The sequence below is a fragment of the Flavobacterium sp. genome, assembly GCF_023151265.1.
Lineage (GTDB): Bacteria > Bacteroidota > Bacteroidia > Flavobacteriales > Flavobacteriaceae > Flavobacterium.
Genome location: NZ_JAKLJH010000025.1, coordinates 1 through 20,787, shown reverse-complemented (window position 1 = coordinate 20,787; position 20,787 = coordinate 1). Strand labels below are relative to the sequence as shown.

General features: G+C 32.5%; 16 protein-coding genes. 14 read left to right on the top strand and 2 right to left on the bottom strand.

Translation table 11 applies throughout. From position 1 onward, the window contains the following. The 11 genes from L6Q46_RS03810 to L6Q46_RS03760 all read left to right on the top strand — a co-directional run. The coding region (locus L6Q46_RS03810; RefSeq protein ID WP_291283196.1) for a helix-hairpin-helix domain-containing protein at positions 1-817 on the top strand (817 nt) is incomplete at its 5' end. 6 nt (positions 818-823) lie between these two features. Continuing rightward, entirely contained in the window at positions 824-3,022 is a 2,199-nt protein-coding gene (locus L6Q46_RS03805) for a patatin-like phospholipase family protein (RefSeq protein WP_291283195.1), read from the top strand. 181 nt (positions 3,023-3,203) lie between these two features. Further along, entirely contained in the window at positions 3,204-4,364 is a 1,161-nt protein-coding gene (locus L6Q46_RS03800; RefSeq protein ID WP_291283194.1) for a homogentisate 1,2-dioxygenase, read from the top strand. 53 nt (positions 4,365-4,417) lie between these two features. Next, complete coding sequence (gene hppD, locus L6Q46_RS03795; RefSeq protein WP_291283193.1) at positions 4,418-5,581, top strand: 4-hydroxyphenylpyruvate dioxygenase; 1,164 nt, start codon at positions 4,418-4,420, stop codon at positions 5,579-5,581. A gap of 287 nt (positions 5,582-5,868) precedes the next feature. Further along, a complete protein-coding gene (locus tag L6Q46_RS03790) occupies positions 5,869-6,645 on the top strand; it encodes a DUF3108 domain-containing protein (protein ID WP_291283192.1) in 777 nt (258 codons plus the stop codon). Then, entirely contained in the window at positions 6,645-7,571 is a 927-nt protein-coding gene (locus L6Q46_RS03785) for a tryptophan 2,3-dioxygenase family protein (RefSeq protein WP_291283191.1), read from the top strand. The genes L6Q46_RS03790 and L6Q46_RS03785 overlap by 1 nt, the downstream gene beginning before the upstream one ends. A gap of 27 nt (positions 7,572-7,598) precedes the next feature. Continuing rightward, positions 7,599-8,837 (top strand): peptidoglycan DD-metalloendopeptidase family protein, encoded by a 1,239-nt coding sequence (locus tag L6Q46_RS03780; RefSeq protein WP_291283190.1) that lies wholly within the window; start codon positions 7,599-7,601, stop codon positions 8,835-8,837. After that, the gene (gene pgi, locus L6Q46_RS03775; protein ID WP_291283189.1) at positions 8,837-10,474 is read left to right on the top strand and encodes a glucose-6-phosphate isomerase; all 1,638 of its coding nucleotides are present in this window, start codon (positions 8,837-8,839) and stop codon (positions 10,472-10,474) included. Before L6Q46_RS03780 ends, pgi begins: the two co-directional genes overlap by 1 nt. Positions 10,475-10,646: 172 nt before the next feature. After that, positions 10,647-13,358 carry a TonB-dependent receptor gene (locus L6Q46_RS03770; protein ID WP_291283188.1) on the top strand — a complete coding sequence of 904 codons (2,712 nt, stop codon included), beginning with the start codon at positions 10,647-10,649 and terminating at the stop codon, positions 13,356-13,358. Positions 13,359-13,454: 96 nt separating this feature from the next. After that, entirely contained in the window at positions 13,455-13,880 is a 426-nt protein-coding gene (locus L6Q46_RS03765) for a hypothetical protein (protein WP_111566618.1), read from the top strand. 45 nt (positions 13,881-13,925) lie between these two features. Further along, positions 13,926-14,426 carry a septal ring lytic transglycosylase RlpA family protein gene (locus L6Q46_RS03760; protein WP_291283187.1) on the top strand — a complete coding sequence of 167 codons (501 nt, stop codon included), beginning with the start codon at positions 13,926-13,928 and terminating at the stop codon, positions 14,424-14,426. Here the strand turns inward: L6Q46_RS03760 and L6Q46_RS03755 are convergent, their stop codons facing one another. Further along, complete coding sequence (locus L6Q46_RS03755) at positions 14,427-14,858, bottom strand: YciI family protein (protein WP_291283186.1); 432 nt, start codon at positions 14,856-14,858, stop codon at positions 14,427-14,429. 1 nt (position 14,859) lies between these two features. Beyond that, complete coding sequence (locus L6Q46_RS03750; protein WP_291283185.1) at positions 14,860-15,327, bottom strand: CYTH domain-containing protein; 468 nt, start codon at positions 15,325-15,327, stop codon at positions 14,860-14,862. Between the two features lie 78 nt (positions 15,328-15,405). On the opposite strand from L6Q46_RS03750, the gene L6Q46_RS03745 reads away from it, so the two are divergent. The 3 genes from L6Q46_RS03745 to L6Q46_RS03735 form a co-directional block, all read left to right on the top strand. Then, complete coding sequence (locus L6Q46_RS03745; RefSeq protein WP_291283184.1) at positions 15,406-17,436, top strand: recombinase; 2,031 nt, start codon at positions 15,406-15,408, stop codon at positions 17,434-17,436. Positions 17,437-17,439: 3 nt separating this feature from the next. Then, entirely contained in the window at positions 17,440-18,537 is a 1,098-nt protein-coding gene (gene dinB / locus L6Q46_RS03740; RefSeq protein ID WP_291283183.1) for a DNA polymerase IV, read from the top strand. A gap of 141 nt (positions 18,538-18,678) precedes the next feature. Next, positions 18,679-20,787 (top strand): hypothetical protein (locus tag L6Q46_RS03735; protein ID WP_291283182.1); only part of this gene is annotated, 2,109 nt, incomplete at its 3' end.

Genomic DNA, 20,787 nt, shown 5'->3' with positions numbered 1-20,787 from the left:
AAATGTAAAAGTTACGGTTCCTCAATTAGGCGATAAAAAGCAAATTTTAGATTTATCAGAACGTAATGCTAAATTTTACCGATTAGACCAATTAAAACAAATTCAGATAGTCGACCCAGAACGTCATACGAATCGTATCATGGCACAAATGCAAAAAGATTTGCGTTTATCAGTAGAGCCAAGACACATTGAATGTTTTGATAATTCGAATATTCAAGGAACCAATCCAGTTTCGGCTTGTGTGGTGTTTAAAGATGGAAAACCGAGCAAGAAAGATTATCGTCATTTTAATATTAAAACCGTTGAAGGTCCAAATGACTTTGCTTCGATGGAAGAAGTGGTGTACAGAAGATACAAACGCATGCTAGATGAAAATCAACCTTTACCACAATTGATTATTATTGATGGTGGAAAAGGGCAATTATCTTCGGCTTTAAAAAGTATTGATGATTTAGGATTACGAGGGAAAATTGCCATTATTGGAATTGCAAAACGTTTGGAAGAATTGTTTTATCCGGGTGATTCAGCACCTTTGTATTTGGATAAAAAATCGGAAACCTTGAAAGTGATTCAGTTTTTACGAAACGAAGCACATCGATTTGGAATTACGCATCATCGCGACAAGCGAAGTAAATCGGCTTTAACCAATAGTTTGGAAAGTATTCCTGGAATTGGCGAAAAAACGATGATTACTTTAATGAAACATTTCAAAAGTGTTAAAAGATTGCAAAATGCCGATGAAAAAGCAATTTCTGAAGTTGTAGGTGTTTCAAAAGCCAAAAAAATTTCCGACTTTTACAAGAAAAATACTCCTTAAATAGAAATGAAAAAACTCCTCTTGTTTGTAAGCCTACTATTTCTAACCCAAATCAGCTTAGGACAAGAAAGCCCGCGACCAAAAGTAGGACTTGTGCTTAGTGGTGGTGGTGCAAAAGGATTAGCGCATATTGGTGTGCTAAAAGTAATCGATTCACTTGGTATAAAAGTTGATTATGTGTCTGGAACCAGTATGGGTGCGATTGTTGGTGGATTGTACGCTTCTGGCTATAATGCAGAGCAATTGGATTCTATTTTTTCTAATGTCGATGTTGATGCTTTACTTCAAGATTTTACACCAAGAGGTTCGAAATCGTTTTATGAAAAGCGTAACGATGAGATTTATGCCTTAACACTTCCATTTAATAAATTCAAATTGGGCCTGCCTTCTGGTTTGTCTAAAGGATTATATAATTTCAATCTGATTTCTTCTTTAACACAACATGTAAGTCACGTAAGAGATTTTGATAAGCTTCCAATTCCATTTTTATGTATAGCAACAGATGCTGAAACAGGTGAAAAAATTGTTTTAGATTCGGGAGTATTAGCTCAAAATATGATTGCAAGTGGCGCATTACCTACTTTGTATAGTCCAGTTGAAATAAACGGAAGGGTTTTAATTGACGGTGGTGTTGTAGATAATTATCCAATCGAGGAATTAAAAGCGAGAGGAATTGATATTATTATCGGAGTTGACGTTCAGGACGGGTTAAAAACAAGAGAAGAATTAAAAGGAGTTACTTCGGTTTTAGCGCAAATCAATAATTTTTCCATGATTGAAAAAATGGAAGGAAAGCAAAAAGCGACTGATATTTATATCAAACCTGATATCAAAGGTTATACAGTGGTTGCATTTGATAAAGGAAAAGAAATTATTGGAAAAGGAAAAGAGAAAGCCTTAGAGTTTGTTAGAGAACTAGCTCCGTTTGGAAATTCTAGTGCCAAAAATGATAACAAAATAGTTGTTCAAGATTCAATTTATATCAAGGATATCGTTTTTAATAAACTTGAAAATTATACGAGAGCGTACATTATTGGTAAATTAAAATTTAAAAGGAATACTAAAATTTCAATAGGTCAATTACAAAAGGGAATTTTAAACTTAAATGCTACTCAAAACTTTAGTGCCATTAATTATTCGTTTGAAAAAATGCAAGATGGCGATAAATTAATCTTGCAATTGAAAGAAAATGAGAATAATACGTTTCTAAAGTTCGGATTACATTATGATGATTTATTTAAAAGCGGGATTTTATTAAACTATACTAAAAAGCGATTAATTGTTAAAAATGATGTAGCTTCATTAGATGTTATTTTAGGTGATAATATACGATATAACTTTGATTATTATATTGATAATGGATTTTATTGGAGCTTTGGATTCAATTCTAAATTAACCACATTTAATAGAAATATTACGAGTAATATTGCTGATGACGCTATTTTTAACACCACTGCTAGTGCCATTAATGTAGATTTTTTCGACTTGAGTAATCAAGCCTATTTGCAAACTATTTTTGCTCAAAAATTTTCATTAGGCGGCGGTTTAGAATTTAAATTTCTACGATTAGAATCGGAAACACTAGAAAACACAGATCCTGTTTTTGAAAGCAGTAATTATTTGTCGGTTTTTGGATTTATGAAGTATGATTCGTTTGATAAAAAATATTTTCCAAGAACGGGTTGGAATTTTAATTCTGAAATACGTTCTTATATTTATTCATCTGACTACAAAAATAATTTTGAACGATTTTCAGTTGCCAAAGCCGATTTTGGTTTCGCACAACCTGTTTTTAAAAACATGACATTCAAACTTCAAACAGAAGGAGGTTTTGCTATTGGAGAAAGAAGTGTTTCTTATTTTGATTTTATCTTAGGAGGCTACGGATTTCAACAAGTAAATAATATAAAGCCTTTTTTAGGGTATGATTTTTTGAGTTTGGCTGGAGATAGTTACGTAAAGCTTTTATTAACAGCAGATTATGAAATTTTTAAGAAGCATCATTTGAATTTTAGTGCTAACTTTGCTAATGTTGGAAATAAAATTTTTGACACCTTAGACACGTGGTTAGTTGAACCAAATTATTCAGGCTATTCATTTGGTTATGGTATGGAAACGGTAATTGGTCCAGTTGAAATTAAACATTCTTGGTCGCCCGAAACAAAAGATCATCATACTTGGTTTTCAGTAGGATTTTGGTTTTAATTGTAGTTTAAAAAAAAATTCCGATATTTGTGATGATGAAACATTGGACGGGTTTACTTGCATATTTGAAATTCCTCATCAAGAGAAATCCTGAGTGAGAAATTTTCTTTTTGTTTTAATTAAAAAGTTTTAATAGAAACCCTTTTAAACTTTTAAACCTATAACTTTTAAACTTAAAGAAATGCCAATATATCATAAATTAGGAGAAATTCCTCGCAAGCGTCATACACAATTCCGCAAACCAAACGGTGATTTGTATTACGAGCAATTGTTCGGAACGGTTGGTTTTGACGGAATGTCAACCAATTCATATCACGAACAAAGACCAACTCAGGTTAAAGAAATTAGAAGACAATACAGTGTTGCGCCAAAAATCGCAAAGACAAATAACATTCAGTCTTATAAATTAAGAGGATTTGAAATTGAACCACAAGACGATTTTCTAGAAAGTAGAAAAATTGTGTTAACGAATTCAGATTGTCACATCGTTTTAGCAGCACCAAGAAAATCTACAACCGATTATTTTTACAAAAACACCGATTCAGACGAAGTAATCTTCATTCACAAAGGAACAGGAAAACTAAGAACCATGTTAGGAAATTTAGATTTCAGTTATGGTGATTATTTAGTAGTTCCAAGAGGAATGATTTATAAAATGGATTTCGATACCGAAGACAATCGTTTGTTTATCGTAGAATCACATTCGCCAGTTTACACTCCAAAACAATACAGAAACTGGTTCGGACAATTATTAGAACATTCGCCATTTTGCGAAAGAGATATTCGTCGTCCAGAAGAATTAGAAACCTATAATGAAAAAGGAGATTTCGTAATTAAAGTAAAGAAAAAAGACGAAATTTTTGAAATGGTTTACGCTTCACATCCGTTTGATGTAATTGGATATGATGGGTTTAATTATCCATACGCGTTTTCAATTCACGATTTCGAACCTATTACAGGAAGAATTCATTTACCACCACCAATTCACCAAACTTTTGAAACAAATGCATTTGTAATTTGTTCGTTTGTTCCAAGATTATACGATTATCACCCATTATCAATTCCTGCTCCATACAACCACAGTAATATTGATGCCGATGAGGTGTTGTATTATGTGGATGGAGATTTCATGAGTAGAAATGATGTAAAACCAGGAAACATTTCTTTACATCCTGCCGGAATTCCTCACGGACCACACCCAGGTGCTGCAGAAAGAAGTATTGGTAAAAAAGAAACGTTAGAATTAGCGGTAATGGTAGACACTTTTAAACCTTTAATGGTTACAGAAGACGCTATGGGTATTGCTGATGATACGTATTATCAATCTTGGTTAGAAGAATAAAAAATTAAACACAACTTTTTGGTAAATAATACCATTTTTAAAATATTAGAATCATGTCACAAGAAATAAAATCAGTAGAATACGGATTAGAAAAAATATTTGAAGGAGCACAAGACTTCTTACCTTTAATGGGAACAGATTACGTAGAATTTTACGTAGGAAACGCAAAACAAGCAGCGCATTTTTATAAAACAGCTTTCGGATTTCAATCTTTAGCCTATGCAGGATTAGAAACAGGAGTTAAAGACAAAGCATCTTACGTATTAAAACAAGACAAAATACGTTTAGTGTTAACTACCGCTTTAAATAGTGATTCACCAATTGGAGAACACGTAAAAAAACATGGTGATGGAGTTAAAGTTATCGCTCTTTGGGTTGAAGATGCACGTCAGTCTTTTGAAGAAACTACAAAACGCGGTGCAAAACCATATTTTGAACCAGTAGTTGAAAATGATGAAAATGGAGAAGTAGTTCGCGCAGGTATTTATGGTGCTTACGGTGAAACTGTTTTCATCTTTGTAGAGCGCAAAAATTATAATGGAATCTTTTTACCTGGATATAAAGAATGGAAATCAGATTATAATCCAACATCTGTAGGGTTAAAATATATAGACCACATGGTAGGTAATACGGGTTGGAACAGAATGAATGAAGCAGTAAAATGGTTTGAAGATGTTATGGGATTCGTGAATTTCCTTTCATTTGACGACAAACAAATTACTACAGAATATTCAGCTTTGATGTCTAAAGTAATGTCTAATGGTAACGGAAGAATTAAATTCCCAATTAACGAACCAGCAGAAGGTAAAAAACGTTCTCAAATTGAAGAATATTTAGATTTTTACGAAGGAGAAGGAGTTCAGCACATTGCAGTAGCAACAGATGATATTTTAAAAACAGTTGCCGAAATGCGTGCAAGAGGAATCGAGTTTTTAAGTACACCACCTCAAGCATATTACGATGCAATTCCAGAAAGATTAAAAGACCACATGTCTAAATTCAAAGAAGATATTAACGAACTTCAAAAATTAGGTATCATGATTGATGCTGATGAGGAAGGTTATTTATTGCAGATTTTTACCAAACCAGTTGAAGATCGTCCAACTCTTTTCTTCGAAATTATTCAAAGAATGGGTGCTAGAGGATTCGGTGCAGGTAACTTTAAAGCCCTTTTTGAGTCAATTGAACGTGAGCAAGAATTGCGAGGAACGCTATAAAAACACAATTTTATTAAACAATCATCAAAATACAACGTTGTAGTAGTGTCATTTTTGATAAAAATATGTTAAAGTTTATTTTTTATTGAGAATAATTTAAAAACATGTATACCTTTGCACTCGCAAAACAAGGAGGTAGTTTGCCTTGCTTTGTAATAAATTTTCATAATTTATAGTTTTTTGGTTGGTTAATAGCATAAAAACTCAGTCATATTTTTGACTGGGTTTTTTTGTTTTAGTATTTTTGGAACAGAAATTGCATTTTCATTTCTAAAAATGAATAAACTATGAAAAAAATCGTCTTGCTACTTATTCTTTTTGTTACTACAAACTCTTTCGTAGAACAAGAAAATGCATTTACAACGGGAGAGTGGTTCAAGCTCCGAATTCATTATGGTTTAGTTAATGCTGGTTATGCTTCCTTAGAGATTAAAGAAGCTGTAAAAAACAACAAAAAGGTTCATCACGTGGTTGGAAAGGGCTGGACTGTAGGCATGGCTAAATTTTTCTTTGAAGTTGAAGATAATTATGAAAGTTATATCGACAAACAAACTGGAAAACCTTATCAGTTTGTTAGAAAAATTAATGAAGGTGGCTACACAAAAAATCAAGAAGGGTTTTTTAATCAAGATCGAAATACCGTTTTGGTGAAAGACTATAAACATAAAACCGAAAAGACTTTTTCTGTTCCAGAAGAGGTGCAGGATATCGTGTCTTCATTCTATTATCTTAGAAATCATCCTAAAATTGACAAATTAAAAGTGGGTGAATCTATCACAATTGATATGTTTTTTGATGATGAAACCACAAAGTTTAAGTTAAAATTTATTGGTAGAGAAGATATAAAAACTAAATTTGGAAAAGTTTCTTGTATGATTTTTAAACCTTACGTGCAAGCGGGAAGGGTTTTTAAAGAAGAAGAAAGCTTAACCGTTTGGATTTCAGACGATGACAATAAAATTCCAATCCGTTTAAAGGCAAGTTTAGCTGTTGGTTCTATTAAAGCCGATTTAGAAGCTTTTAAAGGTTTGAAACACTCATTCAAAGTTAAAGTAGAAAAATAATGGAAGTTACTCCCAAAATTAAAGAACAATTAGATCAACTTCATGATAAATTTGAAGCAATAAATCAAAACACATCCACTCATTTAGAAGGTTTGCTTTGGGCTAAACCCATTACGTATTGGGATTATATCCAAACCGATGCACTTTTGAGTCTTCAAACACAAAGAACTACTTTGCCAGACGAAATGGTGTTTGTAATGTATCATCAAGTAAATGAATTGTTGTTCAAAATGATTCTTTGGGAAATGAACCAATTGTGTCATAACGAAAAACCAACAACCGATTATTTTACCGAAAAATTAGGAAGAATTAGTCGTTATTTCGATATGCTTACCACTTCTTTCGACATCATGAAAGACGGAATGGAGCCTGAACAATATCTAAAATTCAGAAACACATTAACTCCAGCAAGTGGTTTCCAGTCTGCACAATATCGTTTAATTGAATTTAGTTCAACTGATTTGATTAATTTAATCGACAACCGTTTTAGAGCTACAATCGACAGAAATACACCATACGAGCACGCTTTTGAACATTTATATTGGCAAGCGGCTGGAAAAGATTATCATACTGGCGAAAAGTCCTATTTAATTCTAGAATTCGAAAGAAAATACAAAAAAGTGTTCTTAGATTGGATGGAAGAATACAACACCATTAACTTGTGGAGAAAATTCAAACAATTGCCAGAAGTAGATCAACAAAACCCTGAATTAGTTGCTGCAATGCGTCATTACGACAAAACCGTTAATATTACTTGGGTAATGGGTCACTTTAATGCAGCAAAAAAATACATCGAGAGTGTTCCAGGAAATCACGAAGCTACAGGTGGAAGCGATTGGAAAAAATACATGTTACCAAAATACCAAAAAAGAATATTCTTCCCTGAATTATGGACAAAAGAAGAATTAGATAACTGGGGAGAATAACCGCATTACGCACAAAACAAAAAAACATTGAGATATTTAGTATTAGCCATTTTATTTGTTACTTTTTTTACCGCTTGTAATTCAAAAGAAGAATCAGAAAAAGCAAAAAAAGCAGTAGTAAAAAAAGAACCCATTATAAAAGAGTACGGATTTACTTTTAACGACTTTAAAGTGGTTAGAGATACAATTCGTTCTGGCGATACTTTTGGTAAACTTTTAGAAAAATATCCGCTAAAAGACAGCTTACGAATTCATGATGTTACCGAAAAAGTAAAAGATTCGTTCAATGTAAGAAGAATTAAAGCTGGGAAACCATATATCATGTTTCTCGATAAGAAAAAGCCTAATACGCTTCAAGCTTTAGTTTACATAGAAGACCGAATTAATTTTACAGTTGTTGATTTTAGAGATTCTATCGTTGTGTCTAACAAACAAAAGCCAACAACTTTAAAAAGAAGGGTTGTGGCTGCTGAAATAGAAGGTTCGCTATCTGAAACTTTAAGCAATGCTGGAGTTAGCGGTGGATTAGCCAATAAATTAGCCAATATTTATGCTTATACAGTCGATTTCTTTAAAATTCAAAAGGGAGATAAGTTTGCTGTTACGATAAACGAACGCTATATTGACGATTCTATTTATGTTGGAGTTGAAAGTATTGAAGCTTCTTATTTTGAGCATAAAGGCAAGAAAATCTTCGCTTTTCCATATAAATTATCTGAAAATCAAAAATATGAAGATTTTTATGATGAAAACGGAAAAGGTTTAAAAAGTATGTTCTTAAAAGCTCCGTTGGATTATTTCAGAATCTCATCGCGTTTTTCTGGAAGACGTTTCCACCCAGTTCAAATGCGTTTCAAAGCACACAATGGAACCGATTACGCTGCACCTCATGGAACGCCAATTAAAACAACTGCTTCAGGCGTTGTAGAACGAACAGGTTATACCGCTGGAAATGGAAATTTCGTAAAAGTTCGCCATAGCTCAACTTATTCTACGCAATATTTACACATGTCGAAAATATCGGTGAGAAATGGACAACGTGTTTCGCAAGGACAAGTAATTGGTAAAGTAGGAAGCACAGGTTTGGCAACCGGACCACACGTTTGTTATCGTTTTTGGAAAAATGGCGTTCAAGTAGATCCGCTTAGGCTAAAATTGCCAAATGCCGAACCGATGAATGACTCTCATAAACAAAAATATTTAGCGCATATTGCTCCTTTAAAGAAAGAATTGGATAGTATAACTGCAGTAAAATTTAAAGAATAATGGCACTACCAAAAATAAATCCGTCGCAAACTGCTGCTTGGCAAAACATACAATCGCATTTCGAAAAAATGCAGGCAACTTCCATGAAAGATTTGTTTGCTTACGATGCAAATAGAGCAGAAAAATTTCACATACAATGGAATGATTTTTTAGTAGATTATTCAAAAAATATTGCCAATCAAGAAACATTAGATTTATTATTGAATTTAGCCAACGAAGTCCAATTAAAACAAGCGATTTCGAGTTATTTTCAAGGAGATTTAATCAATCAAACCGAAAATAGAGCGGTTTTACACACGGCGCTTCGTGCAAAAGAATCAGCTAATGTTTTGGTCGATGGCGTTAACGTAATGCCAGAAGTATATTCGGTTAAAAATAAAATTAAGAATTTCTCTAACGAAGTTGTCTCAGGAAATAAAAAAGGATTCACAGGAAAACCATTTACCGATGTCGTAAATATTGGAATTGGTGGTTCTGATTTGGGTCCAGCGATGATTGTAGAAGCCTTACAATTCTATAAAAATCATTTAAACGTTCATTTTGTTTCTAATGTAGATGGCGATCACGTTAACGAAGTTATCAAGAAATTAAATCCAGAAACTACTTTATTTGTAGTCGTTTCTAAAACCTTCACTACGCAAGAAACCTTATCCAATGCTGAAACTATAAGAAGTTGGTTTTTACAATCCGCTTCACAAGACGATGTGGCGAAGCATTTCGTAGCAGTTTCAACTAATATCCAAAAAGTAACTGAATTCGGAATTAATCCCGATAACGTTTTCCCTATGTGGGATTGGGTTGGAGGTCGTTTTTCGTTATGGAGCGCGGTAGGTTTATCCGTAAGTTTAGCAGTTGGATTTGATAATTTCGATAAATTATTGAAAGGCGCCAACGAAATGGACGAACATTTCAAAAACGAATCTTTCGATAAAAATATTCCGGTAGTTTTAGCTTTATTAAGCATTTGGTACAACAACTTTTTTGGTGCCGAAAGTGAAGCTTTAATTCCGTACACCCAATATTTACAAAAGTTAGCACCTTACTTGCAACAAGGTATCATGGAAAGTAACGGAAAAAGTATTGGTAGAGACGGAAAACCAGTAAATTATCAAACTGGAACCATCATTTGGGGCGAACCTGGAACAAATTCGCAACATGCTTTTTTTCAATTGATTCATCAAGGAACTAAATTAATTCCAACAGATTTCATCGGATTCAAACAATCGCTTTACGGAAATAAAGACCATCACGACAAGTTGATGTCAAACTTCTTTGCGCAAACCGAAGCGTTGTTAATGGGTAAAACTGAAGCGCAAGTAAAAGCGGAATTCGAGAAACAAGGAATTTCAGGTGAAAAAGCCGATTTTCTATTACCTTTCAAAGTGTTTTCGGGAAATAAACCAACGAATACCATTCTTATCAATAAATTAACGCCAGAGTCATTAGGTGCTTTAGTTGCCATGTACGAACACAAGATTTTCGTACAAGGTATCATTTGGAACATCTTCAGTTATGATCAATGGGGTGTGGAATTAGGAAAACAATTAGCCAATTCTATTTTAGACGAAATCGAGTCAAAAGAAGTGAAAAATCACGATAGCTCAACATCATTTTTGTTGAAAAACTATCTTTCTTAGTACTCAAGGTAAAATATTTCAATCCTCAATCTTTGATTGAGGATTTTTTATATCCTTCAATAGTATTTGTTAATCATTTATTAATTAATTGAAACATTTTAATAAATTTAATTTAACAGTAGAGCTACATTCATGTTAGAAATTTGCAGAAAATATTTAAAAAATATATCTGATGAAAATTTTTAAAAATGCTTTACTTTTTGGGTTTATGTTTATATCAGCCTTAAATGTGTTTTCTCAATCTAAGGTTACAGGGACTGTTATAGACGGAGAGTTTAATCAACCACTTTCAGGTGCAAGTATTACAATAAAAGGCACTGCAAAAGGCACTACAACAGATTTTGATGGTAAATTTGAATTATCAACTGAGGTTAAATCGGGACAAATTGTTATTTCATATTTAGGTTTTGAAACTAAGACGATTTCATTTAATATTTCTAATAACTCGGTAGACTTAGGTAATATCGTATTGCTAACAGATGCTAGTCAATTACAAGAAGTTGTTGTTATTGGTAAAGGAATTATTGACGTTGCTAAAGAGCGTAAGACACCAATAGCAGTTTCTACTATTAAAGCTGTTGAAATTCAAGAAAAAGTTGGTACTGCAGATGTAACACAAGCAATGGTTAATACACCGTCTGTTTATGTCGCAGGACAATCTGGAGGTTATGGTGATTCAAGAATTACAGTTCGTGGTTTTCAACAAGATAATACAGCCTTTCTTTTAAATGGACAACCAATTAATGGAATGGAAGATGGTAAAATGTACTGGTCTAACTGGTCTGGAATGTCGGATATTGCAAATTTTATTCAAGTACAAAGAGGTTTAGGATCTTCAAAATTAGCTATTTCTTCAGTAGGAGGAACTGTTAACTTTGTAACAAAAGCTACCGATAAAAAAGAAGGCGGCTTTGTTTCAATGGGTGTTGCAAATAGCGATTATTTTAAATCTACAGCAGCATACAACACAGGTATGAATGCAAAAGGATTTGGTATGAGCATTATGATGTCACACTGGCAAGGAGATGGTTATAACCAAGGAACAAGAGGTGAAGGTCAAAACTATTTTATTTCTTTTGGATACAAACCAAACGATAAACATAATTTCAACTTCTTGATTACTGGTGCTCCACAATCTCACGATCAAAATTTCACAAAAACGATTAGTTCATACTTACAATATGGTAGAAAATACAATAATAACTGGGGAACTTTAAATGGAAATTATCTTTCAGAAAGAACAAATTTTTACCACAAGCCGGTAGCAAATTTAAACTGGGATTTTAACATCAATGAAACTACATCTTTATCAACTGTTCTTTATGCTTCTTGGGGACGAGGAGGTGGAACAGGTAATTATGGTCGTGGTAAAAGAACTACACCTGAAGGTTATGTAGATTTTGATGCAATTTATGCAAATAATATTGCAGATACTGATGGTATAGGTTCTAATGAGTCTTCAGATCCAAATAGAAATAATAATTATGTAATTAGGGCATCAATGAATAACCATGCCTGGTATGGTTTAGTTACTAATTTCAAAAAAGAATTAAATGAAAACTTAAATTTGAATTTTGGGTTAGATTTACGCACATACAATGGCGATCACTATCGTCAAGTTAGTAATTTCTTAGGTCTTAATAGTTGGTATGAGACAAGAAGATTAAGAGATAATACACACTTTTCAAACAGTTCTTTACCTTTAGGGACAAATACAGTAACTCAATCTTACAATATTAATCCTTGGTATGCATTTTTTAACACTGCTGATGACAATCAAAAGATAGATTATGATTATTCTGAAACTATTTCTTACGGAGGGGTTTTTAGCCAATTAGAGTATTCAAATGATAATTTTTCAGCTTTTTTCCAAGGAGCTATTTCTAATCAATCGCACCAAAGATTTGATTATTATGACTATCAAGATGACTATCAAGATTCTGAAAAAGTTTCTAATGTAGGATATAATGTAAAAGGAGGAGCTGCTTATAATTTTGCTGAAAAACATTCAGTGTATGCAAATGCGGGTTACTATTCTCGTCAACCATACCACGATAACATATACTTAAACTTTACAAATCAAGTAAATCCATTAACTGAAAATGAAAAGGTATTAGGTCTAGAGGCTGGATATACTTTTAAATCGAAAATGTTTTCAGGAAGTTTAAATGCTTACAGAACTACTTGGGAAGATAGAGTTGTGACTACTTCAGCAGTTCAAGCTACTAATGGAACTATTGGTACAACTCCAGTACTTGCGGGGGATATAATTTTTACTGAAAATCAAGGTGTTAAACAAGTTCATGCTGGTTTAGAATTAGATTTTGTTTTCAAACCAACTTCAAATATAGATGTAAAAGGTTTTGTTTCTATGGGTAATTGGGAATATGCAGATAAAGCAATAAGCACAAAAAGAGACGAGAATTTAAACCCTTTATTAGTAACAGAAACAGATTTAGATGGTGGAAAAGTTGGAGATGCTGCTCAAACTACATGGGGATTAGGGGCTAAATATGAGTTTGTTAAAAACTTTTCAATTGATGCAGATTGGAGAAACTATGATAAATTATATGCAAACGTTGCGGCTAAAGATAATTTAGAATTACCTAGCTATGATTTAGTAGATGCGGGTATTTCTTATAAAATGTTAGTTGGTAAAGACAAGCAAAATTCAATTAATTTTAGATTTAATATGAATAATATATTTGATGAAGTTTATTTGTCTGAATTAACATCTAATATTAAAACAGACGCATTTATTAGTGGTAATTCTGGTCCTACATACCAATCTGCCGGAAGAGTTTACAAAGGGATAGCTGATGGTAACCAAGGATATTTTGGTTTAGGAAGAACTTGGAATTTTACGTTGCGTTATAATTTCTAGTAATTTAAAGTTGATTACTACAACCTCTTATTCATTTTTTTGGGTAAGGGGTTTTTAATTTCCTATATTTGTAGTTCACTTTAAAATAAATTAGGTATGTACGAAACTATTCAATCCGTTCACTCTATCTTAGCTTATGCCGCTTTAGGGCTTTTAGTATTAGCTTCAATTAATGCCATTTTTGGATTAACTTCTAAAAAATTATTTACTGATAAAGACTTACGATTGTCTTTATTCACCTTAATCATCTGCCATATTCAATTGTTAGTAGGTTTGATTTTGTATTTTGTTTCTCCATTAGGTTCTGCTCAATTAGGAAACATGAAAGACGCTGCTATGCGTTTAACTTCGTTAGAACATCCATTAATTAACATTATCGCTTTAGTGTTAATTACAATTGGTTGGTCAAAACACAAAAAAGAAGAAAGTAACAACGGAAAATTCAAAAAGATTGCCGTTTTCTATACATTAGGTTTAGTGTTAATCTTATCAAGACTTCCTTGGGCTAACTGGTTCAACTAGTATTTGGTACAGTCTTTGGTAATAAGTTTACAAAATCAATAAATTATGAAGAAAAATATCCTAATAATAGCATTTGTATTACTTGTTACTGCATTGGTAAGCTTTTCTAACGATACAAAATCTGGTTTCGTTAGAAAAGCTTCTTTATATGATACCGTTAAGAAAAAAGATTCCCTTCAACTTTTAGATTCGATAAAAAAATCAGACACCATTCGAGTTGCCGATTCTATAGCCAATCTAAAAACAAAATTATACAAGAAAAACGTAGAAGCTTCGCATTATTCCGATAAATTAAACGGAAGAAGAACCGCAAGCGGACAAGTTTTTAGTAACAAAAAATATACGGCTGCGCATAAAACACTAAAATTTGGGACCAAAGTTAAAGTAACCAATTTAGCGAATAACAAAAGCGTCATCGTAACCATCAATGATAGAGGACCTCATACTAGAGGAAGAGAAATCGATTTGGCAAAACGTCCCTTTTTAGATATTTCGCACAATAACGGACGCTCGCTTTTACGCGTGAGTTTAGAAATCGTAGAATAATTATTTCAATTTACTTCCTTTTGAAGCCCACCAAGGCACCGTTTCCACAACTAATCTTCCTGCTTTAACCGCTGGGTCAAGATTCGCCAAACTATCCGCTTCTTTTAAAGTTTCGGTATTGAAAAGCAAAAATCCTGCAATAGTTTCATGTTTATCAGATGGACCAGCGATGCTAATTTTATTTGTTTTTGCTAACCAATTGATGTGTTCCATATGTTTTTTCTGAATTTCTGCCGCTTCTTCTTTCGAATGTTCGCGATTAGGACCTTTTTTTAGCATCACCAAAAAATATTTCTGCATCACATACGTAGTATCGCCTTCTTTGTAGCTAAAGGTTTCGTGATTGGTTTTCGGTTTGTCAGGATAAATTACGGTGTTTGAACCGCAAGCAAACAATAAAACTAGTGCAAATATTCCCAAAAGTGTTTTCATATTACCAAGATTTAAAAGGATTATTACTTAAATAAGCATTGTAATAACGTTCGTCAGAAGTGACTTCTTTCCCTAACCAATTTGGTTTTTCAAAAGATTCAGTTTCTGATTGTAGTTCAATTTCTGCCACGATTAAACCTTCGTTTTCACCTGAAAAAACATCTATTTCATAGGTGTGATTTCCCATAGGAACTTCGTAGCGAATTTTATCAATAGCGCCTTTTTCGCAAAGTGACAACAAGACTTCGGCTTCTGAAATTGTAATTTCTTTTTCCCACTCAAAACGGCTCATGCCCGATTCGTTTCCCTTACCTTTTATCGTTAAAAAACCTTTATTATCTTTGATTCTAACTCTAACGGTTCGCTCTGGATTCGAATTCAAATAGCCTTGCACAATTCTAAACTGAGCCGTACTTTCCGATATAAAATCGGTTGACGTGACTAAAAATTTACGCTCTATTTCTGTCAAAATTTAATATTTATTTAGGCATCTAAATTACTAAAAAATACTTTCTCTTTGTATCTTTACGAATCTATGACCAAAATTATGAATTTATTTACAAGTAAAAATCATCTTTCTCCCGACGAAATTCTTAAGAAATATTTTAACGAATTGCAGTTGTGGCGCAACGAAGAAAACGAAATTGATATTTTAGTTCAATTGGTTAACGCTATTCGTCCAAGAAATCCAAAAAAACCAGAACAAATAAGTCTTTTTCCTATTGTCGAGTTTTTTACAATTAACAATGAGGAACGAATCAACTTTGTGGCGTATTTGCAAACGGTTTTACAAAGTAAAAATTTCGATGCCATTTTAACCGATGCCGGAATTCTTCAGGATACCGATTTTTTCTACGAAGTTAAAAAGCGCGTTTTTGCAAAAGTTTTACCGTATCAAGCACCAAAAGATACTTTGCAATATGTTTTAAATCAGGTTTTTTATGTGGATTCTGATCCGGTTTGGATAAATAAGATTCCGATTGCTGAGTTAGAAATCCTTTTTGAATTGTTTCAATTTGAGACAATCTACGAAACTGTTGCTGTCAATTCGCCTTTGTATGAGGTGATGCAAGCCATCAATCTACTTTCGCAAAGAACCAGCGGAAGAGCCTTAGAATCTGATGTAATGAAAATGGTGCCTGAATATGCAGGTTTGGAAAGTCCGTTTGCGGCTTTTGAGAAAGAATTGTACGCAATTGAAAATACGATTCGCAATAAAGAATCTGAATTTTACACGACTTCATCTGATATCAATTACAAGCAATTATTGGTGTTGTATAAACAATGTAACGAATTTGTCGAGAAAGCTTTTCAAAACTCTTCTAAATACGGAATTTCACTACGTGTGAACCAAAACTTGTTGCGCATCAAACAACAATTGTATCGTGTTGGTGTTTTGATGCCGCTTTTAGTAATTGATAAACCCGAAGACAAAAAAGCAAAATCAATTGAATTAGCGATAAAACTCATTAAATACAATTGTTTAAAAACCAACGTTAGAAAGTTATTTAACGAAAGTACGCAGTTGTTGTCGTACGAAATCACGCAACATACCGCAAAAACAGGCGAGCATTACATTACGGAATCCAAAACCGAATATTTCAAAATGTTGTATGCAGCGCTGGGCGGCGGATTGATTGTTGGTTTTTTATGTATCATTAAAATCATGCTTTCCAAAGCCGATAGCAGTTACTTTGGTCAGGCATTTTTGTATAGCATGAATTATTCGTTTGGTTTTATTGCGATTTATGTTTTAGGATTTACTTTAGCCACCAAACAACCAGCAATGACCGCAGCTGCTTTAATCAATGCTCTTGAAGATGGTTTAAAAAAGCAAGCCAACGGAGATGGAGAAAAACATAAAAGTTTTGCTATTTTATTCGCCCGATTATTCCGTTCGCAGTTTATTGCTTTTGTGGGAAATGTTGTAATGGCTTTTCCAGTGGCGTTTTTAGGAATTTGGCTAATCGATTTAGCGTTTGATTACAATATTGCCGAAACCAAATGGGAAAAACTAGTCACAGATTTAAGTCCAGTGCATTCCATGGCGATTTTTCATGCAGCTATTGCAGGTTTTTTCTTGTTCTTGTCGGGAATTATCTCGGGAAGTATTGCAAATCGCGATAAGCATTTTGATGTGTATTACCGAATCAAAGAACATCCATTACTAAAATTGAATTTCGGAAAAGCAAAAGCCGAAAAAATCTCGAAATGGTACGAACGTTATTGGGCAGGAATTATTTCCAACTTTTGGTTCGGAGTTTTCTTAGGAAGTACGGCTTCTGTAGGTTTGTTTTTAGGACTGAATTTAGACATTCGACACATTACATTTGCTAGCGGAAACTTGGCCTTAGCTATTTACGGTGCCGATTATATGGTGAACAATGCAATGTTGTTTTGGGGTATTTTAGGTATCGGAATTATTGGTTTTGTGAACTTTTTAGTAAGTTTTGGTTTGTCGCTTGGATTGGCGTTTCGTTCCCGCAATATTCCGTTGGCAGAGTTACGCCCGATTATTACTTCGATAAAGCAACATTTCTTTAGAAAACCAATGAGTTTCTTTTTTCCTACCGAATAATTTATGAGCGAGCACTACCGAAAAATAATTCACGTTGATATGGATGCGTTTTATGCATCGGTAGAGCAAATGGATAATCCAGAGTTGAAAGGAAAACCTTTGGCGGTTGGCGGAAGCGAAGTTCGTGGTGTAGTTTCAGCAGCAAGTTACGAAGCGAGAAAATTTGGTGTTCGAAGTGCGATTAGCGGCATTCAAGCCAAGAAATTGTGTCCCGATTTAATTTTTGTGCGACCAAGATTTGATCGCTACAAAGAAATTTCGAAGAAAATCAGAAAAATATTCCACGATTACACCGATTTAGTCGAACCATTATCGCTCGATGAAGCCTATTTAGATGTTACCGAAAATAAAAAAGGAAATCCGAGTGCGACATTAATTGCACAAGAAATCAGAAAGCGCATTTTTGAAGAAGTTGGACTAACTGCTTCGGCTGGAATTTCCGTGAATAAATTCGTAGCTAAAATCGCCTCCGATTACAACAAACCGAACGGACAAAAAACGGTAAATCCAGATGAAGTAGAAACGTTTTTAGAAAAATTAGATATTAAAAAGTTCTACGGCGTTGGAAAAGTAACGGCTGAAAAAATGTATCAGTTGGGTATTTTCACAGGTTACGATTTAAAGCAAAAATCGTTGGAATATTTAGAGAAACATTTTGGTAACAGCGGTTTTCATTATTACCAAATTGTGCGTGGCATACATAACAGTGCTGTAAAACCTAATCGTAAGATAAAATCAGTAGGAGCGGAACGTACTTTTGGCGAGAATTTATCCTCTGAAATTTTCATGGAAGAACGTTTGCAAAGTATTGCCAAAGAATTAGAAAAACGCCTACAAAAAAGCAAAATCTCAGGAAAAACCATCACACTAAAAATAAAATATTCTGATTTCACTTTACAAACCCGAAGCAAAACCTTACCGTATTTTGTAAACGACAAAAACATCATTTTAGACGTTGCCAAAGATTTACTCTATCAAGAGCGTTTGAGAAACTCCGTGCGACTACTAGGAATTTCCATCCACAACTTAAACAACGAAGAAAAAACCAAAACTACTTTGCCTCAAAAAAGTGTTTCGGTACAATTGAAGTTTGAGTTTTAAAAAGTTGAAATTTTATAAAAATAGGCAGAAAAACTACAGCAATGAGTTTGTGAGAATTTTGTTATATTGCATTTTCAAACCCGACATGAACAACTATTCTAATTATAAAGTAGTGTTATAATTCGTTAGATAAATAATTATATGGAAAATATTAAAGAATTTTTTGCATTTACAGAATCATTGAAACTTAATCAAAAAGCAGAACTTTTTGATAAAGAAGGGAATAATTTAATAAATGAAGTTTATACTGATTTATTTCCTGAAAATGCTGTAAATGATAAAGTTAATTTGCCTAATACAACAATTATAATTGGTAGAAAAGGGACCGGCAAATCAACTATATTTCAAAAATCAATTAATGATCAAATTGAAAATAAAAATGTTTTTCCACTTTATCTCGACGTAAAAACAATTTATGATAGAGCAACTCCTACATTAAAATACGAAAATGAAACATATGTTTCAAGAGATGAATTGACTAAATTTTTACTTTATAAAAATTTTCTAAAGGAAATAATTGTAGAAGTAAAAAAAAGAATTGAAAACCATTTGTCGTTTAATATTTTTGAAAAAGCATTTGGTCTTGATACTGAAAAAATACTATCAATACAGATTGAATTAGATAAAATTGAGAAAGAACTTGATTCGGCATTTGAAAAAATAGACATAAATTTATTTTCAACTATTGGAACAGAATTAGAGGTCACTAATAGTGAAAATGTAAATTTTGATTTATCTCTTTCAAAGAATCCATCGACAAACTTAAAATATCAGAATGGTAATGGGCAAAAAATCAAAGAAGAATTTAATAATATATTTTTAAATTTTTTTAATGTAAAAAGCTTGTTAATTGATAATCTTACAGCGATAAAAAAAATTCTAAATATCAGAAATTTATATATTTATTTAGATGATTTTTCTGAGATTGATTATGATGCTCAGGTTATTTTTGTCAATCATTTTATAGCCCCACTAAATAATTTGTCGGAGAATTTTATAAAATTTAAAATTGCTACTTACAGAGGTAGATTATATTTGGGCAAAATCGATAGGTCGAAAATTGATTTTATTCACCTTGATTTCTTTGAAGCTTTTAATATTTATAAATCTATTACAAGAATGGAAGAGCTTGCATTAGATTATAATAAACGTTTGATTGATACTAGATCTAAGTTCTTCTTTTTTAAAAGTAATTTTTATGATTTTTTTGATATTAAAAAAGAAGATATTCACGAAACTCTCTTTGAGGTTTCAATGAACATTCCTAGAAAGTTAGGTTATATTTTATCATATTGTTATGATTCTAATTTAATTCATAATTCAAAAATAACGAAAGCTAGTTTAGGAAATGCAGCTCAAAGGTATTATGAAGAGATTACAGAGAGTTATTTTGAAGCAAATCCCTATATAACTAGGCCTTTTTCTGATAAAGTAAATATTGCAAATCAATTAAGTTTACTAAATAAAATCATTGATAAGCAAAAATTTAACAAACAAAATATTTCAAAGTCAAGAGCAACAATTTTTAAAGTACCAAATCAGCCAACAAGTCATTTTGTTGTAAATGATGATTTTTCTTCTTTATTAAATAATTTAGAGTTAAATGGGTTTTTAAGTACTTACAATAAATTAAAAGATAAAAGTAATATTTCTTCAACTCTTTTTGCTCTTGACTATGGTCTATGTAGAAAACATAATCTAAATTATGGTAGACCTAAGGATGCTGAACATAGAAAATATTATAGTGATTCTAGATTTAGTTTAAATCATATAATTCGTGAGCATTATAACTCAACACAGGTTTTAAAATGTGAAAATGGACATGAGTACAATTTTGAATTGCTTAAACAATTTGAATTATATGAGATGAACTGCCCAAATTGTTTGAAAGAAGGACAAATAAAAAAATGTAAAATATCGGTTTCAAATAAAGAGTTAGTAGAGAAAATTCAAGAAATTGAGCGAACGGCACTTTTACAAGTTGATTTTGATGAGTTCAAAATTCTTTATTCATTGCGACAATTTTCTCCAATTTCATTACCCTTAAAAAAACTAGGTGAACTAAATGATATGTCTTTTCAATTTGTTTCTAAAAGGATTCCAAAACTTATTGAGTTAGGTTTTATTGAAATTGATCAAGAGAAATCATTAGCCGTGTCAAAAGAGCATTATCTAATTACAGCAAAAGCAATGGAAAAAGTTATAGATTTTGTAATAAATATTAGAAAAGAAAAAGCAAAAGAATTAGAT

Excerpts from the sequence above, each read along its gene's own strand:
- L6Q46_RS03805 (WP_291283195.1), top strand. The coding sequence starts at position 824 with ATGAAAAAACTCCTCTTGTTTGTAAGCCTACTATTTCTAACCCAAATC.
- L6Q46_RS03800 (WP_291283194.1), top strand. The coding sequence starts at position 3,204 with ATGCCAATATATCATAAATTAGGAGAAATTCCTCGCAAGCGTCATACA.
- hppD (WP_291283193.1), top strand. The coding sequence starts at position 4,418 with ATGTCACAAGAAATAAAATCAGTAGAATACGGATTAGAAAAAATATTT.
- L6Q46_RS03790 (WP_291283192.1), top strand. The coding sequence starts at position 5,869 with ATGAAAAAAATCGTCTTGCTACTTATTCTTTTTGTTACTACAAACTCT.
- L6Q46_RS03785 (WP_291283191.1), top strand. The coding sequence starts at position 6,645 with ATGGAAGTTACTCCCAAAATTAAAGAACAATTAGATCAACTTCATGAT.
- pgi (WP_291283189.1), top strand. The coding sequence starts at position 8,837 with ATGGCACTACCAAAAATAAATCCGTCGCAAACTGCTGCTTGGCAAAAC.
- L6Q46_RS03770 (WP_291283188.1), top strand. The coding sequence starts at position 10,647 with ATGAAAATTTTTAAAAATGCTTTACTTTTTGGGTTTATGTTTATATCA.
- L6Q46_RS03765 (WP_111566618.1), top strand. The coding sequence starts at position 13,455 with ATGTACGAAACTATTCAATCCGTTCACTCTATCTTAGCTTATGCCGCT.
- L6Q46_RS03760 (WP_291283187.1), top strand. The coding sequence starts at position 13,926 with ATGAAGAAAAATATCCTAATAATAGCATTTGTATTACTTGTTACTGCA.
- L6Q46_RS03755 (WP_291283186.1), bottom strand. The coding sequence starts at position 14,858 with ATGAAAACACTTTTGGGAATATTTGCACTAGTTTTATTGTTTGCTTGC.
- L6Q46_RS03745 (WP_291283184.1), top strand. The coding sequence starts at position 15,406 with ATGAATTTATTTACAAGTAAAAATCATCTTTCTCCCGACGAAATTCTT.
- dinB (WP_291283183.1), top strand. The coding sequence starts at position 17,440 with ATGAGCGAGCACTACCGAAAAATAATTCACGTTGATATGGATGCGTTT.